Here is an 18,565-nt window from a genome sequence, read left to right on the forward strand (position 1 = left end):
CGCGGGACAGAACGGCATCACGACGAGACGGCAATCATGAGCATTCAGGTCAAACACATCGACAAGCGCTTCGGCAATTTCGTCGCGCTGGACAACGTATCCCTGGACTTCGGCGAAGGCCAGCTGACGGCATTGCTGGGTCCGTCGGGCTGCGGCAAGACCACGCTGCTGCGCATCATTGCCGGGCTGGAGCGGGCCGACGCGGGACAGATCCTGCTGGAGGGGCGCGACGCCTCGCACCAGCACGTGCGCCAGCGCCAGGTGGGCTTCGTGTTCCAGCACTACGCGCTGTTCCGGCATATGAGCGTGTTCGAGAACGTGGCGTTCGGCCTGCGCGTGAAGCCGCGCGGCGAGCGGCCGTCGGAGCAGCAGATCCGCGACAAGGTGCGCTCGCTGCTGGAGCTGGTCCAGCTGGACTGGCTGGCGGACCGCTATCCCGCGCAGCTCTCGGGCGGCCAGCGCCAGCGCATCGCGCTGGCCCGCGCGCTCGCGGTGGAGCCGCGCGTGCTGCTGCTGGACGAGCCGTTCGGCGCGCTCGATGCCAAGGTGCGCAAGGAACTGCGGCGCTGGCTGCGGCGCCTGCACGACGAACTGCACGTGACGAGCATCTTCGTCACGCACGACCAGGAGGAAGCGCTCGAAGTGGCCGACCAGGTGGTGCTGATGCATCGCGGCCGGGTGGAGCAGGTGGGCAGCCCCGAGGCCGTGTACGAGCATCCGGCCACGCCGTTCGTGTTTGGCTTCCTGGGCAACGTGAATCGCTTCCATGGCCGGCTCGAGCCGGGGCAGGGCGGCGGGGTGCTCCACATGGCCGACGGCGCGCTGCCGGTCACGCACGGGCACGACGCGGTCGCGGGCGATGCGGTGGCCTATGTCCGGCCGCACGACCTGGACATCGAGCGCTACGCGCCCGGCGCCGAGGGCATCGTGGTGACGCTGCGGCGCGCGCTGACGCTCGGGCCGGTGGCACAGCTCGAACTGGAGCGCGAGGACTCCCATCAACTGATCGAGGTCGCGCTGCCGCTGGAGCGGTTCCGCCATGCGGCCTTCCGCGAGGGCGAACTGCTCGCCGTGCGCCCGCGCCGGCTGCGCGTGTTCCCGCAGGCCCCGGCCGGCGAGCCGGCGCCCCGGGCGGCTGCGACCGTGGAGGCGGCACCATGAACTTCCAGCAACTACGTTCGATCCGCGAGGCGGTGCGGCGCAATTTCAATCTGACCGAGGTCGCCAATGCGCTCTACACGTCGCAGCCCGGCGTCTCGCGCCAGATCCGCGAACTCGAGGAAGAGCTCGGCGTGGAAATCTTCGAGCGCTACGGCAAGCGCTTGACCGGTCTGACCGAGCCGGGCCGCGAGATCGTGCGCATCGTCGAGCGGCTGCTGCTGGAGGCGGAGAACCTGCGCCAGGCCGGCGACGAGTTCGCCGGCCGCCATACCGGACGGCTGACGGTGGCCACCACGCACACGCAGGCGCGCTACGCGCTGCCCAAGGTCGTGCAGGCGTTCCGCCATGCGTATCCGCACGTCACGCTGGCGCTCCAGGAAGCCTCTCCCACCCATATCGTCGAACTGCTGCTGACCGGGCAGGCCGATATCGGCATCGCCACCGAAGCGGTCGCGAACGAGCCGGGGCTGACTTCGTTCGAGGCGTACACCTGGCAGCACGTGCTGGTGGTCTCGCCCGGCCATCCGCTCACGCTCCTGCCGGAGCCCACGCTGGAGGATCTGGCGGGCTTTCCGCTGATCACCTACGACGCCGGCTTTACCGGTCGGCGCAAGATCGACGGCGCGTTCGCCGCCGCGGGGCTGCATCCGGAGATCGTGCTGACCGCGCTGGATGCCGACGTGATCAAGACCTATGCGGAACTGGACCTGGGCGTGGGCATCATCGCGTCGATGGCCTATGACCCGCGCAAGGACGCGGCGCTGACCTGCATCGCCGCGCGCCATCTGTTCGAGGCCAACACCACCAGCGTGGCCGTGCGCCGGGGCGCCTACCTGCGCGGCTACGCGCATGCGTTCATCAACATGTTCGCGCCGCAGCTGTCCCGCGATGCCGTGGACAGCGCGCTGTCCGAGGCGGCAGCCGACAAGACGCAGGCCCTCGCGGCCTGAGGGCCACATGCCGGCGCGCGCGGCGCCGGGCACGCCATCCCGCCGGCGGCGGCGCGAATCTGCCGTTCGCCCGCCCGAACCGCCATTCATCGCATGCGGCTTCACATAGCGTGCACTCGGCGTTAGAGTCGCGGAAAGCGCCGGGCTGTGCCCGCCGCGGTCCCCAACGTCCGTCTGCGTTGCCCGCCTGCGTCCGCGCCCCGGCTCCATGCCCGGGTTCCGCCGGAGAGGCACGGCAGGGCAGGCTGGCTAGAATGGGACCGGCGCCGTGCCCGGCCCGGGCGCTGGCCTTCGATGCCGTTTCTTGTGGTCCCTGCGATGCTCCATATCAGGCCTTCTGCCGACTGCAGATTCATGAAAGCCACCGAGCGTTGCCTCGTCACCGCCGTGCCGTCGCGCCTGACGATGCTCACGCGCGACCTGGTGTTCGTGCTGGCGATGAATACGGTCATCGCCGTCAGCCTGAACTACGGCTTCCAGACCGGCGGCTCGCTGTGGCACAACTTCGTGTACAGCCAGCTGATCGGCCTGTCCATCTGGACGCTGATCGATATTCCCCGTGTGCTGATCTGGTGGAGCGAGCCGCCGCGCCGCGTGCCGTTCATGCTGCTCGCCGCCGCCGCCGTGCCGCTGGGCGTGCTGGCCGGCACCTGGGCCACGCGCGCGGTGCTGGACCTGCCGCCGAAGTCGGACACCGAGATCGGCGGCATGCTGCGCATGTGCCTGGTGGTGGGCATGCTGGGCGCCGCGAGCATGATCTATTTCTACTGGTCGCGCGAGAAGCTGGCGTATCTCCAGCGGCAGGCCGCCCTTGATGCGCTGCAGCGCGAGGAAGCCGAGAAGCAGTTGGTGCGGGCGCAACTGATGGCGTTGCAGGCCCAGATCGAGCCGCATTTCCTGTTCAATTCGCTGGCGAACCTGGACGGGCTGATCGCCACCGACCCGCAGGCCGCACGTCGCCTGCTGCAGCGCCTGATCGGCTTCCTGCGCATGTCGCTCGCGCATACGCGGGCGGAGCAATGCACGCTGCGGCAGGAATTCGAACTGTTGCGCAGCTACCTGGATATCCAGGCGCTGCGCTTCGGCTCGCGGCTGTCCTACCGCATCGACCTGCCGCCGGAGCTGGCCGAGGTCGAGATTCCGCCGATGCTGATTCAGCCGCTGGTGGAGAACGCCGTGAGCCACGGCATCGAGCCGTCGATGGAAGGCGGCACCATCTCGCTGTCGGCGCGCGCGCTGCGTCCCGACGCGGTCGAGGTGGTGATCGCCGATACCGGCGTCGGGCTCGGCCACGGCCATGGCAACGGCAACGGCAAGGGATCCGGCCTTGGCCTGACCCATGTGCGCGAGCGCCTGGCCCGGATCTTCGGCGCGCTGGCCGCGATGCAGATGGAAGAGAACACGCCCCACGGGTTGATCATCCGGCTGACGCTGCCCATCGCGCAGAAGCCCGCCGCGCCGGCGCCGGCCCCAGCGGGTTGCGCGGCGGCACCGGCGCCGCACGGCGCACCCGACAGCGCCATCGCGGTGCCGGCGGTGTCCCGTTCGTAAGGCCGCCGCCGATTTCGCCAGCGGCTCCGCTCATGGCTACCCGCTTGCCGCCCGATCCCGCTTTCTACTTGCCCGCCTGCGCATGACCGCTCCCACGCTGCTGATTGCCGACGATGAGCCCCTGCTGGCACGCGTGCTGCACGCCGAACTCTCCAGCCTGTGGCCCGAGGCGCAGATCGTGGCCATGGTCCACGACGGCGTGTCGGCGCTGAACGCGGCGCGCCAGCACAATCCTTCGGTCGCCTTTCTCGATATCCGCATGCCCGGCATGAGCGGCATGGAGGTGGCCCGCGAACTGCTGGAGCACGACCACCCGCCGCTGGTGGTGTTCGTCACCGCCTACGACCAGTTCGCGGTGGAGGCCTTCCAGCACGCGGCGGTGGACTACGTGCTCAAGCCCATCCAGCGCGAACGGCTGGAGGACACGGTAGGCCGGCTGCGTTCGCGGCTGTCGCCGGCGGCTTCGGGTGACGCCGGCGGGAGCCCCCGCCCCGGCGCGGCGGACGTCGACCGCCTGGCCGAACTGCTGGCGCGGCTCGAGGCGCTGGACCTCGACCGGGTGGGCGCCGGGAACGGCGCGGGCGGGCAGCGCCCCGGCGCGCAGGCCGGGCCTTACCTGCGCTTCATCAAGGCGCTGGTGGGGCAGGAGATCCGCATCATTCCGGTGGACGAAGTCATCTACCTGGAGGCCACCGACAAGTACGTCAACGTGGTGGCCGCCAGTGGCGAGGCGCTGATCCGCACCAGCCTGCGCGAACTGGCGCAGCACCTCGATCCCAACCGCTTTTGGCAGATCCACCGCGGCACCGTGGTCAATATCGATTGCGTGGCCAGCGCGGTGAACCAGTCGCTGGGCCGGCTCGCGCTGCGGCTGCGCGACCGGCCTGAAACGCTGCCGGTGGCGCGCCAGTACGCGCATCTGTTCAAGCAGATGTAGGGCAGGGCGCGCCGCGCCGCGATCGCCTTTCCACTATGATGCGAATTTGCGCCGCACGCGGCGCGGCGTGCCCGTGCTCCGGACCGGCGTCCGGTCCTTCCCCTCCCTGATCGCCCGATGACTACCGCCACCCTGCAACCCGGACAGAATCCGCTGCGCCATGACGCCCAGGTCATCGGCCTGGTGGGCCTGGCACACAGCGTCTCGCATTTCTTCCATCTGATCCTGGCGCCGCTGTTTCCGTGGATCAAGGTGGAGTTCGGCCTGAGCTACGCGCAGCTGGGGCTGCTGATGACGGTATTCTTCGCGGTCTCGGCGGTGGTGCAGACCGCCAGCGGCTTCATCGTCGACCGCGTCGGACCCCGGCCGGTGCTGTTCGGCGGCATCGCCTTTCTCGGCCTGTCCGCCTTGCTGCTGTCGACCAGCCCCAGCTACGCCATGCTGCTGCTGGGCGCCGGCGTGGCGGGCCTGGGCAACGGCGTGTTCCACCCGGCCGACTTCACGCTGCTCAACAAGCATGTCTCGCAGCCGCGGCTGGGCCACGCGTTTTCCGTGCACGGCATCTCGGGCAACCTGGGCTGGGCCGCGGCGCCGGTCTTCCTGGTCACCATCGCGAACCTGAGCACCTGGCGCACGGCGCTGGCCTGCGCGGCGCTGGTGGCGTTCGCGGTGCTGGCGGTGCTCTTCTTCTACCGGCATGTGCTGGACCCGCGCGAGTTGAAGGGCGCCGTGGCGCGGCCGGCCGCGAAACCGGCCGCGGGCGGCATGCTTTCGTTTTTGAAGCTGCCGCAGGTGTGGGTGTGCTGGGCGTTCTTCCTGATCACCACCTTTTCGCTGTCGGGCATCCAGAGCTTCGCGCCCACGGCGCTCACGCAGCTGTACGGGATGCCGCTGGCGCTGGCCACCGCCTGCTACACCATCTACATGCTCAGCAGCGCGGGCGGCATGGTGGCCGGCGGCTTCGCCGCCGGACGCACCGCCAACCACGACCGGCTGATCGCGATGAGCTTCGGCGTCTCGGGCCTGGTTGCCATCCTCGTGGGCATGGCGCTGGTGCCGGCGCTGGCCGTGCCGGTGCTGCTCGGGGTGATCGGGTTCGGCGCCGGGATCGCCGGTCCGTCGCGCGATCTGCTGGTGCGGGCGGCCGCGCCCGCGGGCGCCACCGGGCGCGTCTACGGCGTGGTCTATTCGGGCCTGGATATCGGGCTGGCCACCGGTCCGCTGTTCTTCGGCGCGCTGATGGACGCGCGCTGGCCCAACTGGGTGTTCTTCATGATCGGCGGTCTGCAGCTGCTGGCCATCTTCACCGCCATCACCGTGGGCAACGGCAACCGCAGCCGCGCCGGCCACGATACCGGGCGCGCCTCGCCGGCCTGACCCGCAACGGCGCCGCGGCGCCGGGATACCGCGATACCGACACACTGACCAGCCGACACAGGAGGATGTTGATGGAGTTCGCCACCACCGATCTTTGCGACGACCACGAGGACCGCCTGGCCGACGGCACGCTGCGCGTGCTGTCGCCCGGATTCCGCCATTTCGGGCAGCGGCAGCGCTTTGCCGGCCCGGCGGCCACGCTGAAGGTGTTCGAGGACAACTCGCTGGTGCGCGAGGCGGTGGAGTCGGCCGGCCACGGCCGCGTGCTGGTGGTCGACGGTGGCGGTTCGCTGCGCTGCGCGCTGGTCGGCGGCAAGCTGGGCGAGCTGGCGCAGAACAATGGCTGGGCCGGCATCGTCGTCAATGGCTGCGTGCGCGATACCGCCGAGCTGGACGCCTGCGCGATCGGCATCCGCGCATTGGACACCCATCCGCGCAAGAGCCAGAAGCGCAATGCCGGCGAACGCGAGGTTGCGCTGCAGATGCCGGGCGCCGTGGTGCGCCCCGGCAACTGGATCTACGCCGACGCCGACGGCGTGCTGGTGTCGGACGTCGCTCTGCTCGAGGACTGAGCCATGCCGCTGGTATTCGTGTACGGCACGCTGCGCGCGGGCGAAGCGAACGACCTGAACGAGGCGGCCCGCCGCCATGGCATTGCCGCGCCCCGTCTGGTAGGCACCGGCTACGTCAGCGGCCGCCTGTACGACTTCGGCAGTTACCCCGGCTATGTGCCCGCGGCGGACGGCGCCCGGGTGGTGGGCGATATCTACGAGATCGACGAGGCGCTGATCCCGGTGCTGGACGAGATCGAGGAAGTCTATCCAGGGCAGGCGAGCCTGTTCGTACGGGTGGAGCATCCGGTCGAATGTCCCGACGGCGCCGTGTCCTGCCTGCTGTATCCGGTCGGGGAACACGCCGTGGCCGGCCTGCCGCCGATTCCGCAAGGTGACTGGGTCAGCTACCGCCGGGCGCGCGACGCCGGGTAGCCGGCAGCGCGCCGGCGCATCACCGCAGCGGCGGCCGCCTTCGGGCGGCCGCTCTGCGTTTACGCGCTCGCCGCATTGATTTCACGATGCGGAAAGTTGTTTTGGTGCGCAAAAATACATGCGTGCAAGGCACAAGGGCACGCTCTCATGATGGGGGATTGCTTGCCGTATCGTGAAATACGTTCGGCAAGCCCATGAAAACAAAGAGAAATATTTATCGGCGGCGGAGCGGATCGAGGCTGTTGCAACGCGGAAGCGTTCTCTACACTCTTATATAAGACATATGACTTACGGCGCTTTCCGGGCTTGGCCCCGGCCAGGACCCGCGGAATCAGCGCCCCGTCCGTCGCCAGTTTTGTCTTTGCCCGATCCAACTCAACACCAGGAGAGTGACATGTCCCGCCAACAGGAAGCCCAGAAGCTCAATCAAGATTGGGAAACCAACCCGCGCTGGAAAGGCATCAAGCGCAACTTCACCGCCGACGACGTCGTGCGCCTGCGCGGCTCCGTCCAGATCGAACACACGCTGGCACGCCGCGGCGCGGAAAAGCTGTGGAACCTGCTGACCACCGAGCCCTTCGTCAACACGCTCGGCGCGCTCACGGGCAACCAGGCCATGCAGCAGGTCAAGGCGGGCCTGAAGGCCATCTATCTGTCGGGCTGGCAGGTTGCCGGCGATGCCAACCTGGCCGGCGAGATGTATCCCGACCAGTCGCTGTATCCGGCCAACTCGGTGCCGCAGGTGGTCAAGCGCATCAACAACACCTTCCAGCGCGCCGACCAGATCCAGTGGAGCGAAGGCAAGGGCGACATCGATTTCTTCGCCCCGATCGTGGCCGATGCCGAGGCCGGCTTCGGTGGCGTGCTGAACGCCTTTGAGCTGATGAAGGCGATGATCGAAGCGGGCGCCGCCGGCGTGCACTTCGAAGATCAGCTCGCCTCGGTCAAGAAGTGCGGCCACATGGGCGGCAAGGTGCTGGTGCCGACCCGCGAAGCCGTCGCCAAGCTGACCGCCGCGCGCCTGGCCGCCGACGTGATGGGCACCCCGACGCTGGTGATCGCCCGTACCGATGCGGAGGCCGCCGACCTGGTGACCTCGGACATCGACGAGCGCGACCATCCGTTCCTGACCGGCGAGCGCACGGTGGAAGGCTTCTTCCGCACCAAGCCCGGCATCGAGCAGGCGATCTCCCGCGCCATCGCCTACGCCGAGGTCGCCGACCTGGTGTGGTGCGAAACCGGCAAGCCGGATCTGGAATTCGCCCGCAAGTTCGCCGAGGCCGTGCACGCGAAGTACCCGGGCAAGATGCTGGCGTACAACTGCTCGCCGTCGTTCAACTGGAAGAAGAACCTGGACGACGCCACCATCGCCAAGTTCCAGAAGGAACTGGGCGCGATGGGCTACAAGTTCCAGTTCATCACGCTGGCCGGCTTCCACTCGCTGAACTACTCGATGTTCAACCTGGCCCACGGCTATGCCCGCAACCAGATGAGCGCCTTCGTCGAACTGCAGGAGGCCGAATTCCAGGCTGCCGAGAAGGGCTTCACCGCGGTCAAGCATCAGCGCGAGGTGGGCACCGGCTACTTCGACGCCGTGACGCAGACCATCGAGGGCGGCCAGTCGTCGACGACCGCGCTGAAGGGTTCGACCGAGGACGAGCAGTTCTTCGACAAGAAGGTCGCCTGAGCGGCACGCGCCTGACCCGCCAATGACAACCGCGCCGTGCCCTTGCGGGACACGGCGCGGTTGTCTCTCGGTGGGCGGCGTTGCTAACAGGGTCAGCGGTAGACGATGACCGGGATGTCGGTGTGCGTGAGGACCTTCTGCGTCTCGCTGCCGAGCAGCAGGCCGGAGAGCCCGCGGCGGCCGTGCGACGACATGAAGATCACGTCGCAGCCATGGCGCTCGGCGGCGTCGATGATGCCCAGATAGGGCACGGCGAAGGTGGTCATTTCCGCATCGCACGGCACGTCGAGCGCGGCGGCCGCGGTCTGGATCTCCTTCAGGTACAGCTTCGCCTGGCTTTCGATGCGGTCGCGGAATGCCTGCGGCGCTTCGACCACGATTTCGCTGAAGGGCGTGTACGGATATTCCTCGAGGCAGACATAGGCGGTCACGCGCGCGCCGATCGCCTTGGCCAGTTCGAGGCCGCCGTCGATGGCCTTCTTGGACAGCTCGGATCCGTCGGTAGGGAGCAGGATGTGCTTGAACATGGTGATCTCCTCGTGGCTGATTGACGGGCAGGCCGTGCGGCGCCTGTGACGTATCCATTGTAGTCAGTGTGGCGCGTAATCCATTGCGCTATATCAAACCGAGGGCTTGGGGTTGTCCCGGAGCCTCGTGCCGGGGCGTCCGCTGCTCGGCGCGGCGCCAGTACGCGGGGTTGCCATAGGTGTTCTTTAGATGATCGATAAAGAGCCGCACGCGCAGCGGCAGGTGCTTGCGCTGCGGAAAGACCGCATGGATGCCGATCGGCGGGGCCTGGAATTCGTCCAGCACCGTGACCAGGCGCCCGGTCGCGATCTCGTGGCCAACCTCCCACCACGAACGCCACGCCAGCCCGTGCCCCTGCAGGCACCACGCGTGCAGCACCGCGCCGTCGGTGCACTCCATCGTGCCCCCGACCTTGACCGATACCGCCTGGCCGTCGATCTGGAACACCCAGCCGCGCTGCACGTTGGCGCTGGCGCCGAAGGCCAGGCAGTTGTGCTGCGCGAGGTCTTCGGGGGTCGCCGGGGTGCCACGGCGGGCGAGATAGTCCGGCGCGGCCACGACCACGCGGCGGTTCTCCGCGAGCCGGATCGACACGAGGCTGGAGTCCGGCAGGTCACCGAGGCGGACGGCGCAGTCGAAGCCTTCGTTGACGAGGTCGACGACGCGGTCGGACAAGTCCAGCGTCAGCGTCACGTCGGGATGCGATTCGATGAACAGCGGCACCAGCGGCGCTACATGCTTGCGGCCGAAGCCGGCCGGCGCGGTGATGCGCAGATGGCCGCTGGCCTTGACGCCGCCGGCCGACACGCTGGCCTCGGCGTTCTGCAGGTCGTTGAGGATGCGCTGGCAGTCTTCCAGGAACGCCGAGCCTTCGAACGTCAGCGTGATCTTGCGGGTGGTACGCACCAGCAGCTTCACGCCCAGCCGTTCCTCCAGCGCGTCGATGCGCCGGCCGATGATGGCGGGCGCCACGCCCTCGGCGGCCGCGGCGGCCGACAGGCTGCCGCGCGATGCGACCGAGACGAATGTCGTCAGTTGTTTGAAGTGATCCACGGGCTTTGCGGGTTTGCGCCGCAGCCGCCGCAGGAAGCAGCGGCCGAGCGGGCGAAGAAGGAAATTCGGGTGCGGATGCGCCTATCGCCCGCCAAGATTAGTGGTGCAAAAGTAAAAGATCAAGTGACCGGGGCCGGCTATGCCGCGCTGCAGCGGCTGCCTACAATGCCTCCATTCCGGTCAATACTGAGTCCATCCGCTCATGCCTCCCATCCGTGCCGTCGTGTTCGATGCCTATGGCACGCTGTTCGATGTGTATTCGGTCACGGCGCGCGCGGAGCAGCTGTTTCCGGGCAAGGGCGAGGCGCTCGCGGTGCTGTGGCGCGACCGCCAGATCGACTACACCCGGCTGCGCACGATGGCCGGCGGGGACGGTGCCTACTACAAGCCGTTCTGGGCCATTACGGTGGACGCGCTGCGCTACGCCGCGCAGCGGCTGGGCCTGGACCTGGGCGAGACGGCCGAGACGCAGCTGCTCAAGGAGTACGCCTGCCTTTCCGCCTTCCCGGAAAACCTCGGGGCGCTCAAGCGGCTGCGCGGCGCGGGGCTGCCGCTCGGCATCCTGTCCAACGGCAATCCCGAGATGCTCGATATCTCGGTCAAGAGCGCCGGCATGCAAGGCCTGTTCGACCATGTGCTGTCGGTCGACGCGGTGCGGCGCTTCAAGACGGCGCCGGAGGCCTATGCGCTGGGCCCCGCGGCCTTCGGCGTGCCGGCCGCCGAGATGCTGTTCGTGTCGTCGAACTGCTGGGACGCCTGCGGCGCCACGTGGTTCGGCTACACCACGTTCTGGATCAACCGTGCCGGCCATCCGGCGGAGCGGCTCGACGTGTCGCCCGCCGGCACCGGGCACGACATGAATGACCTGCTCGCATTCGCCCGCTCGCGCGGCGTGGCGGTATGACAAGAGCGGGCGCGACATCCCAACCATCGAACACAGGAGAACACTGATGGCCATCACGCTGCCTGCGGGCATGAAGATTACCGGCGATATCCTGCCGGCCTACGAAGACATCCTCACGCCGGAAGCGCTGGCCCTGGTGGACAAGCTGCATCGCGCGTTCGAACCGCGCCGCCAGCAATTGCTGGCCGCCCGCGTGGAGCGCGCGCGCCGCCTGGACGCCGGCGAGCGTCCCGATTTCCTGGCCGAGACCAAGAGCATCCGCGAAGGCGACTGGAAGGTCGCGCCGATTCCGCCGGCGCTGCATTGCCGCCGCGTGGAAATCACCGGCCCGGTCGAGGCCAAGATGGTGATCAACGCCTTCAATTCGGGCGCCGACAGCTACATGACCGACTTCGAGGACTCGAACTCCCCGAACTGGCACAACCAGGTCCAGGGCCAGGTCAACCTGAAGGCCGCCATCCGCCGCACCCTGACGCACGAGGCCAACGGCAAGCAGTACAAGCTCAACGACAAGATCGCCACGCTGCAGGTGCGCCCGCGCGGCTGGCACCTGGACGAGAAGCACGTCACCATCGACGGCCAGCGCGTCTCGGGCGGCATCTTCGACTTCGCGCTGTTCCTGTTCCACAACGCCAAGGAGCAGCTGGCGCGCGGCGCCGGCCCGTACTTCTACCTGCCGAAGATGGAGAGCCATCTGGAAGCGCGCCTGTGGAACGACGTGTTCGTGATGGCGCAGAACGAGATCGGCCTGCCGCAGGGCACCATCAAGGCCACCGTGCTGATCGAGACCATCCTCGCCGCCTTCGAGATGGAAGAGATCCTGTACGAGCTGCGCGAGCACAGCGCGGGCCTGAACGCCGGCCGCTGGGACTACATCTTCTCGTGCATCAAGAAGTTCAAGACCGACAAGGACTTCTGCCTGGCCGACCGCGCCAAGGTCACGATGACGGCGCCGTTCATGCGCGCCTATGCGCTGCTGCTGCTCAAGACCTGCCACAAGCGCGGCGCGCCCGCCATCGGCGGCATGAGCGCGCTGATCCCGATCAAGAACGATCCGGAGAAGAACGCGGTGGCCATGCAGGGCATCATCAGCGACAAGCGCCGCGATGCCGAGGACGGCTACGACGGCGGCTGGGTCGCGCACCCGGGCCTGGTCGAGCCGGCGATGAAGGAATTCGTCACCGTGCTGGGCGACAAGCCCAACCAGTTCGAGAAGCAGCGTCCGGATGTCAACGTAACGGCCGCCGACCTGCTGAACTTCCAGCCGGAGACGCCGATCACCGAGGCCGGCCTGCGCATGAACATCAATGTCGGCATCCACTACCTGGGCGCGTGGCTCGACGGCAACGGCTGCGTGCCGATCCACAACCTGATGGAAGACGCCGCCACCGCGGAGATCTCCCGCTCGCAGGTGTGGCAGTGGATCCGCTCGCCCAAGGGCGTGCTCGACGACGGCCGCAAGGTCACCGCCGAGCTGGTGCGCGCGCTGATTCCCGAGGAACTGGCCAAGGTCAAGGCTTCGGTCGGCGGCAGCCAGGCCTACGACCGCGCCGCGGTGATCTTCGAGCAGATGTCCACCTCGGAGCAATTCGCCGAGTTCCTGACGCTGCCGCTGTACGAGGAAATCTGAACGGGGGCCCTTGCCGGCTTTCCGCCATGCAGCACGAAAAACCCGCCGCCTCGCGCGCGCGGGTTTTTTTGTTTTGGGTGGCGCCCGAAGCGATTCATAATGGCGGCTAGCAGATTCGGATGGAGAGAACGTTGTATTTCGAACACCTGGTTGAGATAAACGACCCCGGCAATGCCGGCCTGGAGCCGCTGACCGCCGAACAGCTCTGGCAGGGCCTGGTGCTGCGGACCCAGTCGCCGGAGCTGTTCGTGCTCGGGCTGGACCGCGCCGAGATCGTGGGTCAGGGCGAGGACTGGGTCGAACGGGTGCTGCATTTCGGCGCCGCCTCGGTGTGCGACCGCGTGGTCCTGGAGCCCCGCCGTCAGGTGCGCTACGAGACCGCCGCCACCGACCAGCACGCCGGCGGTACGCTGACCATGAGCATCGAGACGCCGGGGCCCGGCGCGTTGCTGCTGCGCTTCACCTACCAGACCACGCTGCCATCCACCGACGAAACCGGGGACGACCGCTATTCCGAAATCGTCAAGTCGGCCTATCACGAGGCCGATATCGATACGGTCCGCAAGATCCGCGAACTCGCCAGCAGCGGAAGGCTCGGGTGAGCGCGGGGGCGATGCCGCCAGACGGGGAGGGCGGCCGGGGGCAGCCCACCCGCGCCTCGCTGCGCGCGCGCTATGGCGACAAGGCGCGCTGGCTGGTTCTGCTCACCCTGATGCTCGGGACGATGTCGTCGATCGTCTCGTCCACCATCGTCAACGTCGCCATCCCCGACCTGAGCCGGCATTTCGCGCTGGGGCAGGAGCGCGCGCAGTGGGTCGCCGCCAGCTTCATGATCGCGATGACGCTGGCGATGCTGCTCACGCCGTGGCTGCTCAACCGCTACGGCCTGCGGCGCACCTTCCTCGGCGCCTCGTTGCTGCTCGGCACGGGCGGTCTGATCGGCGGGCTCGCGCCGAACTACGGCATCATGATCGCCATGCGCGTGGCCGAGGGCATCGCCGCGGGCATCATGCAGCCGCTGCCCAATATCCTGATCCTGCGCGTGTTCGAGCAGCGCGAGCAGGGCAAGGCCATCAGCCTGTTCGGCTTCGGCGTGGTGCTCGCGCCCGCGCTGGGGCCGAGCCTGGGCGGCTTTCTGGTCGAGGCCTTCGGCTGGCGCTCGATCTTCTTCGTGGTGATTCCGCTCACCGCCATCAGCATCTGGATGGCGCGCCGCTTCATGGCCATCGATTCGTCGATGATGGGCGAGCGCAAGCCGCTGGACTGGCAGGGCCTGATGCTCGCCGGCGTGGCCACCGTGGTGCTGCTCAACGGCGTGGTGGAGCTGCGCAACGACATCGGCATCGGCCTGCTGCTGATCGCGCTGGGCGTGGCGCTGCTGCTGTGCTTCGTGCTGTGGCAGCTGCGCGCGTCCGACCCGCTGATGAACATGCGGCTGTACAGCTATCGCCAGTTCGCCGCGGGCGCGGTGGTGGCGTTCATCTATGGCGCCGGGCTGTTCGGCTCGACCTATCTGCTGCCGGTCTACATGCAGATGGCGCTGGCCTACACGCCCTCGCGGGCGGGGCTGGTGCTGCTGCCGGCCGGCATCGTGCTGGGCCTGACCATCGCGGTGGCGGGGCGCATGACCGACCGCGTGCCGCCGCACTACCAGGTCTCGTTCGGGCTGGCGCTGCTGGCGCTGTCGTTCCTGCTGATGGCCACGGGCTCGCAGGCCACGCCTTACCTGCTGCTGTTGCTGTGGGCGGTGATCGGCCGTATCGGCCTGGGTTGCATCCTGCCGTCGCTCTCGCTCGGCGCGATGCGCGGCGTGGACTACTCGCTGATCGCGCAGGGCTCCAGCGTGATCAACTTCCTGCGCCAGCTTGGCGGCGCCATCGGCGTGGGGCTCGCCGGCGTGGGCCTGCAGTGGCGGCTGGAGTCGCACGGAGCGGTGCTGGGGGACGTGGGCGGCGCTGTCGGCGGGGCGGTGGATGCCGCGGCGTCCGCGGCCCGCATCCGCGCCTTCGACGAAACCTTCCTGGCGGTGGGCGTGGTCATCGCCACCGCCATCCTGGCCGCCTGGCGCATACGGCCGAAGCCGGCGGCGCCGGCGGCCTGAGCGGCGCGGCGCTCAGCTCGCCGCGCCGCTTTGCAGTTCCTGCACCAGCTCGATGTACTTCTGCATCGCTTCGTCCTTGCTCGTGCCCTTGAGCGATTCCCAGGCTTCGAACTTGTAGCGGCCGACGAAGTCCGTCATGCCGGGCTTGTCGCCGTGGGCGTCGCCCTCGCTGCCTTGCTTGTACAGCGCGTACAGGCGCAACAGGGTCATGTTGCTGGGCCGCTCGGCCAACTGCTTGACGTCGGACTGGGCCTGCTCGAAGCGGGTGGCGAGATCGCTCATGGTGGTGCTCCTCGGTACGTGGATGGACCGGCCGATGATAGCCGCGCCCGGGGTCCGCGGGCGCCGTAAAAAATGGAGGGCGGCCTCGGTCGCTCCGCGCCGGGCGCTCGGCGCGGCGCCAGGCTGCGGCTACAATCGCGGCATGTCCTGGATTCTCGCAGTTGAAACCTCCACCGAGTGGTGTTCCGTCGCGCTCGGGCGCCGTCGCCCCGATGCCGGCGAAGGCGGCCCCGCGTGCCTCGTGCGCCATGAACACACCGGTCCCCGCTCGTCCAGCCGCATCCTGCCCGCCGTGGGCGAGGTGCTTGCCGAGGCCGGCATCGCTCTGGCGGATTGCGCGGCCATTGCTTTCGGCGCCGGTCCCGGCTCCTTCACCGGCCTGCGTACCGCCTGCGGCGTGGCGCAGGGCCTGGCCTTCGGCGCCGATCTTCCCGTGGTTCCTGTCAATTCGCTGATGGCCTGCGCCGAGCGCGTGCGCCTGGGCGAGCCCCGCCATCCCGCGCTGCCCGCGGGCATGCCGGTACTGGTCGCGCTCGATGCGCGCATGGACGAGGCCTATGCCGGCGCCTTCCGCTACGACGCCGCGGCGCGCGCGTGGCAGGCGTTGACGCCGATGCAGGTCTGCGGCCCGGACCGGGTCGTGCTGCCGGACTCGCCGTTCTGGCTGGCCGGCAATGCCGCCACCGTGTTCGGCGAGCGCCTGGCCGCCGCGGGCGCGGCCGCGCATGCCGTGCCCGAAGCGATGCCGCACGCCGCCGCCGTGGTCTCGCTGGCGCTCGATGCGCTGGCGCGCGGCGACACGGTCGACGCGGCGGACGCCATGCCGCTGTACCTGCGCGACAAGGTCGCGCAGACCATCGCGGAGCGCCAGGCCGCGGCCGAGAGCCGCGCGACGCTGGCCAGCGCCGGAGAGCGGCCGTGACCGCGGCGGCCGGGGACAGCGGCATGCGCGCGGGCGCCGGTGCGATGCCGGGCGCGGCATGGCCCGCCGTGCCGCGCATGCCCGAATTGCCAGCGGGCTGGCGGCTGGGCCGGATGAGCGCGCTCGATGTCGAGGCGGTCAGCGAGATCGAGGCGCGGGCCTATCCCTTCCCGTGGACGCGCGCCAATTTCGAGAACTCGGTCAAGGCCGGCCACCTCGGCCTGACGCTGCGCGATCCGGCCGGCGCGCTGGTCGGCTACGCGGTGCTGATGCCCGTGGTCGACGAAATGCATCTGCTCAATATCACCATCGACCCGCGGCGGCAGCGCCAGGGCCATGGGCGCCTGCTGCTGTCCCTGGCGCTGGCCACGTCGGAGGATCATCGCTTGCCCACCATGCTGCTCGAAGTGCGGCCGTCCAACACCGCCGCGCTGGCCTTGTACCGAGAGGCCGGGTTTGCCGAGATCGGCCGCCGCAAGGGCTACTACCCGGCGGGCGCGCAGCAGCGCGAGGACGCGCTGGTGCTGCGCCGCAGCTGGGCCGGCGGGGAGGGCGCGCCATGAGCCGCCGCGCCCGTTTCCTGGAGGCGCTGGGCATCGGCGTCGAATGGGTGCCGCGCGGCGGCGCGCCCGACGCGCCGGACGCGCACGCGGAGCCGTCCGCCGTCGCGCTGGCCGCCGATGCCGCCGTGGCGGCCGAGGCGATCCCGGCCGCCGAAGCGGCCACCCACGACATGGCGGCCGCGGTGTCCATGCCCACGCCGCTGTCGCGCACCGCGCGCGAAGACGAGATCGCCGCGCTGGAATGGGCGCCGCTGCAGACGGCGGTGTCGGGCTGCATGGCCTGCCAGCTGTGCGAGACTCGCACGCAGACGGTGTTCGGCGTCGGCGACCCGCAGGCGGAGTGGATGCTGATCGGCGAGGCGCCCGGCGAGAACGAGGACCTGCGCGGCGAACCCTTCGTGGGGCAGGCCGGCAAGCTGCTCGACAACATGCTGGCGTCGCTGTCGCTCGCGCGCGGGCGCAATGTCTTCATTGCCAACGTGCTCAAGTGCCGGCCGCCCGGCAACCGCAATCCGGAGCCCGCCGAGGTCGAGCAGTGCGAGCCTTACCTGCGCCGGCAGATCGCGCTGATCCGGCCGAAGGTGATCGTGGTGCTCGGGCGCTTCGCCGCCCAGTCGTTGCTGCGCACGACCACGCCGATCGGCAAGCTGCGCGGCACCGTCCACCGCTACGAGGGCATTCCGGTGGTGGTGACGTATCACCCGGCCTACCTGCTGCGCACCCTGTCCGACAAGGCGCGCGCGTGGGAGGACCTGTGCCTGGCCCGGGAGGTCTACGACCGTGCGGGAGCCCAGGCCTGAGTTCGCGGCGCTGACCGGCGGCCCGGTGTCCGGGGCGCCGCTGTGGCGCGTCGCGCCGTCGCAGCGCGTGCGCGACCTGGCGTGGTGCACGCTGTCGCCCGGCCTGCTGAGCAGCCTGAGCCTGGCCGTCGGCGCGGCCGGCGACAGCCACGGCGCGGCGCTCGCGCGCTGGCCCGTGGCGGCCGCTGCGGCATGGGAGCGGTGGCTGCGCGCCGCCGACCCGCGCGATCTTCCCCCCACCATCGAGGAACTGGCCGCGGCCTACGCCGGCGGCGAACCGTCGAACGGCCGCAGCCTCCGGCTCGGCCGGCATGCGGAATCGCTGCTGCATTTCGCGCTGGAGCGCGTCAGCGGGCTGCGCCTGGTGGCGTTCAACCTGCCGGTGCGGCGCGCGGGCGCGCGCGGGGTGCAGACGCTGGGCGAGCTCGATTTCGTCTGGCGCGATCTGGCCAGCGGGCAGACCGTGCACTGGGAGATGGCGGCCAAGTTCTACCTGCTGGTGCCGCCCGAAGGCCCCGGGCCGGACGGCGCCACCGGGGCGCCCTGGCTGCGCAATTTCGTCGGGCCCAACCTGGTGGACCGGCTGGCGGACAAGCTGGAGCACATCGTGCGGCGGCAGCTGCCGCTGTCGCACACGCCGGAAGCGCAGGCGGTGCTGGGCGCGCCGGTCGATCGCAGCGAGGTCTATCTGCTGGGCTGGCTGTTCTATCCGGACGGCGTCGAGCCGCCCGAGGCCGCGGCGCACGGGCTGGCGCCCGATCATCTGCGGGGCTGGTGGTCGACGCTGGAGGGGTGGGCCGAGCGCGTGGCGCGCCGGTCCGGCGGCTCGCCCGGCACGCGCTGGCACCGGCTGCCGCGCTCGCGCTGGATGTCGCCCGCCGTGGTGGCAGGAGCGGATACCGAAAGTTTCGAGGACGTGCGCGCCGCGCTGGCCGAGCGCTTCGCCGACTCGCACGAGGAGCGCGGCTGGCGCCGGGAGACGCCGGTGATGCTGTGCGAACTGGAGCCGGCGGCGGACGGCCCGGGGCTGTGGCGCGAACGTTCGCGCGGCTTCGTGGTGCCGCCGGGCTGGCGGGAGCGGGCCCGCCAGCGGGTCGCCCAGGAGGCGCCGCGCTAGCGCCGGCGCGCGCCCG

At 69.5% G+C, this 18,565-nt stretch carries 19 protein-coding genes; 16 read left to right on the forward strand and 3 right to left on the reverse strand.

Annotated elements, in window-relative coordinates:
* The first annotated feature begins 36 nt into the window (after positions 1-36).
* From LDO27_RS20540 to aceA, 8 genes are all read left to right on the forward strand, one after another.
* Entirely contained in the window at positions 37-1,161 is a 1,125-nt protein-coding gene (locus LDO27_RS20540) for a sulfate/molybdate ABC transporter ATP-binding protein (RefSeq protein WP_224043731.1), read from the forward strand.
* Positions 1,158-2,111, forward strand: a complete 954-nt coding sequence (locus tag LDO27_RS20545) for a CysB family HTH-type transcriptional regulator (RefSeq protein WP_222203456.1) — start codon at positions 1,158-1,160, stop codon at positions 2,109-2,111. The genes LDO27_RS20540 and LDO27_RS20545 overlap by 4 nt, the downstream gene beginning before the upstream one ends.
* A gap of 354 nt (positions 2,112-2,465) precedes the next feature.
* A complete protein-coding gene (locus LDO27_RS20550) occupies positions 2,466-3,662 on the forward strand; it encodes a sensor histidine kinase (protein WP_224043732.1) in 1,197 nt (398 codons plus the stop codon).
* A gap of 82 nt (positions 3,663-3,744) precedes the next feature.
* Positions 3,745-4,599: a LytR/AlgR family response regulator transcription factor gene (locus LDO27_RS20555; protein WP_224043733.1), complete on the forward strand. Its 855-nt coding sequence runs from the start codon at positions 3,745-3,747 to the stop codon at positions 4,597-4,599.
* A 117-nt stretch (positions 4,600-4,716) separates the two neighbouring features.
* Positions 4,717-5,976, forward strand: coding sequence for an MFS transporter (locus LDO27_RS20560; RefSeq protein ID WP_222203452.1), 1,260 nt, complete (start codon positions 4,717-4,719; stop codon positions 5,974-5,976).
* Positions 5,977-6,047: 71 nt separating this feature from the next.
* Entirely contained in the window at positions 6,048-6,548 is a 501-nt protein-coding gene (rraA, locus tag LDO27_RS20565; protein WP_222203451.1) for a ribonuclease E activity regulator RraA, read from the forward strand.
* A gap of 3 nt (positions 6,549-6,551) precedes the next feature.
* The gene (locus tag LDO27_RS20570; protein WP_224043735.1) at positions 6,552-6,962 is read left to right on the forward strand and encodes a gamma-glutamylcyclotransferase family protein; all 411 of its coding nucleotides are present in this window, start codon (positions 6,552-6,554) and stop codon (positions 6,960-6,962) included.
* A gap of 394 nt (positions 6,963-7,356) precedes the next feature.
* Entirely contained in the window at positions 7,357-8,649 is a 1,293-nt protein-coding gene (gene aceA, locus LDO27_RS20575) for an isocitrate lyase (protein ID WP_222203449.1), read from the forward strand.
* 92 nt (positions 8,650-8,741) lie between these two features.
* On the opposite strand, the gene LDO27_RS20580 is transcribed toward aceA, so the two are convergent.
* Entirely contained in the window at positions 8,742-9,176 is a 435-nt protein-coding gene (locus LDO27_RS20580; RefSeq protein WP_222203448.1) for a universal stress protein, read from the reverse strand.
* 88 nt (positions 9,177-9,264) lie between these two features.
* Positions 9,265-10,230, reverse strand: a complete 966-nt coding sequence (locus tag LDO27_RS20585; RefSeq protein WP_222203447.1) for a LysR family transcriptional regulator — start codon at positions 10,228-10,230, stop codon at positions 9,265-9,267.
* A 202-nt stretch (positions 10,231-10,432) separates the two neighbouring features.
* Here LDO27_RS20585 and LDO27_RS20590 point away from each other — a divergent pair, with 202 nt between their 5' ends.
* The 4 genes from LDO27_RS20590 (at position 10,433) to LDO27_RS20605 (ending at position 14,865) form a co-directional block, all read left to right on the forward strand.
* Positions 10,433-11,134, forward strand: coding sequence for a haloacid dehalogenase type II (locus tag LDO27_RS20590; RefSeq protein WP_222203444.1), 702 nt, complete (start codon positions 10,433-10,435; stop codon positions 11,132-11,134).
* Positions 11,135-11,180: 46 nt separating this feature from the next.
* Positions 11,181-12,764, forward strand: a complete 1,584-nt coding sequence (aceB, locus tag LDO27_RS20595) for a malate synthase A (protein ID WP_222203443.1) — start codon at positions 11,181-11,183, stop codon at positions 12,762-12,764.
* Positions 12,765-12,895: 131 nt separating this feature from the next.
* Entirely contained in the window at positions 12,896-13,366 is a 471-nt protein-coding gene (locus LDO27_RS20600) for an SRPBCC family protein (RefSeq protein WP_224043840.1), read from the forward strand.
* A gap of 11 nt (positions 13,367-13,377) precedes the next feature.
* Positions 13,378-14,865 (forward strand): DHA2 family efflux MFS transporter permease subunit, encoded by a 1,488-nt coding sequence (locus LDO27_RS20605; protein WP_224043737.1) that lies wholly within the window; start codon positions 13,378-13,380, stop codon positions 14,863-14,865.
* 12 nt (positions 14,866-14,877) lie between these two features.
* On the opposite strand, the gene LDO27_RS20610 is transcribed toward LDO27_RS20605, so the two are convergent.
* On the reverse strand, positions 14,878-15,147 hold the full coding sequence (locus LDO27_RS20610) for an acyl-CoA-binding protein (protein ID WP_224043738.1): 270 nt from the start codon (positions 15,145-15,147) through the stop codon (positions 14,878-14,880).
* Between the two features lie 142 nt (positions 15,148-15,289).
* Between LDO27_RS20610 and tsaB the strand changes: the two genes are divergently transcribed.
* From tsaB to LDO27_RS20630, 4 genes are read left to right on the forward strand one after another with little or no spacing between them, the layout of a single operon-like run.
* Positions 15,290-16,069, forward strand: coding sequence for a tRNA (adenosine(37)-N6)-threonylcarbamoyltransferase complex dimerization subunit type 1 TsaB (gene tsaB / locus LDO27_RS20615; protein WP_224043739.1), 780 nt, complete (start codon positions 15,290-15,292; stop codon positions 16,067-16,069).
* A 23-nt stretch (positions 16,070-16,092) separates the two neighbouring features.
* Entirely contained in the window at positions 16,093-16,632 is a 540-nt protein-coding gene (gene rimI, locus LDO27_RS20620; RefSeq protein ID WP_224043842.1) for a ribosomal protein S18-alanine N-acetyltransferase, read from the forward strand.
* Positions 16,629-17,432: a uracil-DNA glycosylase gene (locus tag LDO27_RS20625; RefSeq protein ID WP_224043741.1), complete on the forward strand. Its 804-nt coding sequence runs from the start codon at positions 16,629-16,631 to the stop codon at positions 17,430-17,432. The genes rimI and LDO27_RS20625 overlap by 4 nt, the downstream gene beginning before the upstream one ends.
* Entirely contained in the window at positions 17,413-18,549 is a 1,137-nt protein-coding gene (locus LDO27_RS20630; RefSeq protein WP_224043743.1) for a DUF1853 family protein, read from the forward strand. Before LDO27_RS20625 ends, LDO27_RS20630 begins: the two co-directional genes overlap by 20 nt.
* Positions 18,550-18,565 lie beyond the last annotated feature (16 nt).

The sequence above is a fragment of the Cupriavidus respiraculi genome, from assembly GCF_914271545.1.
Taxonomy (GTDB): domain Bacteria; phylum Pseudomonadota; class Gammaproteobacteria; order Burkholderiales; family Burkholderiaceae; genus Cupriavidus; species Cupriavidus respiraculi.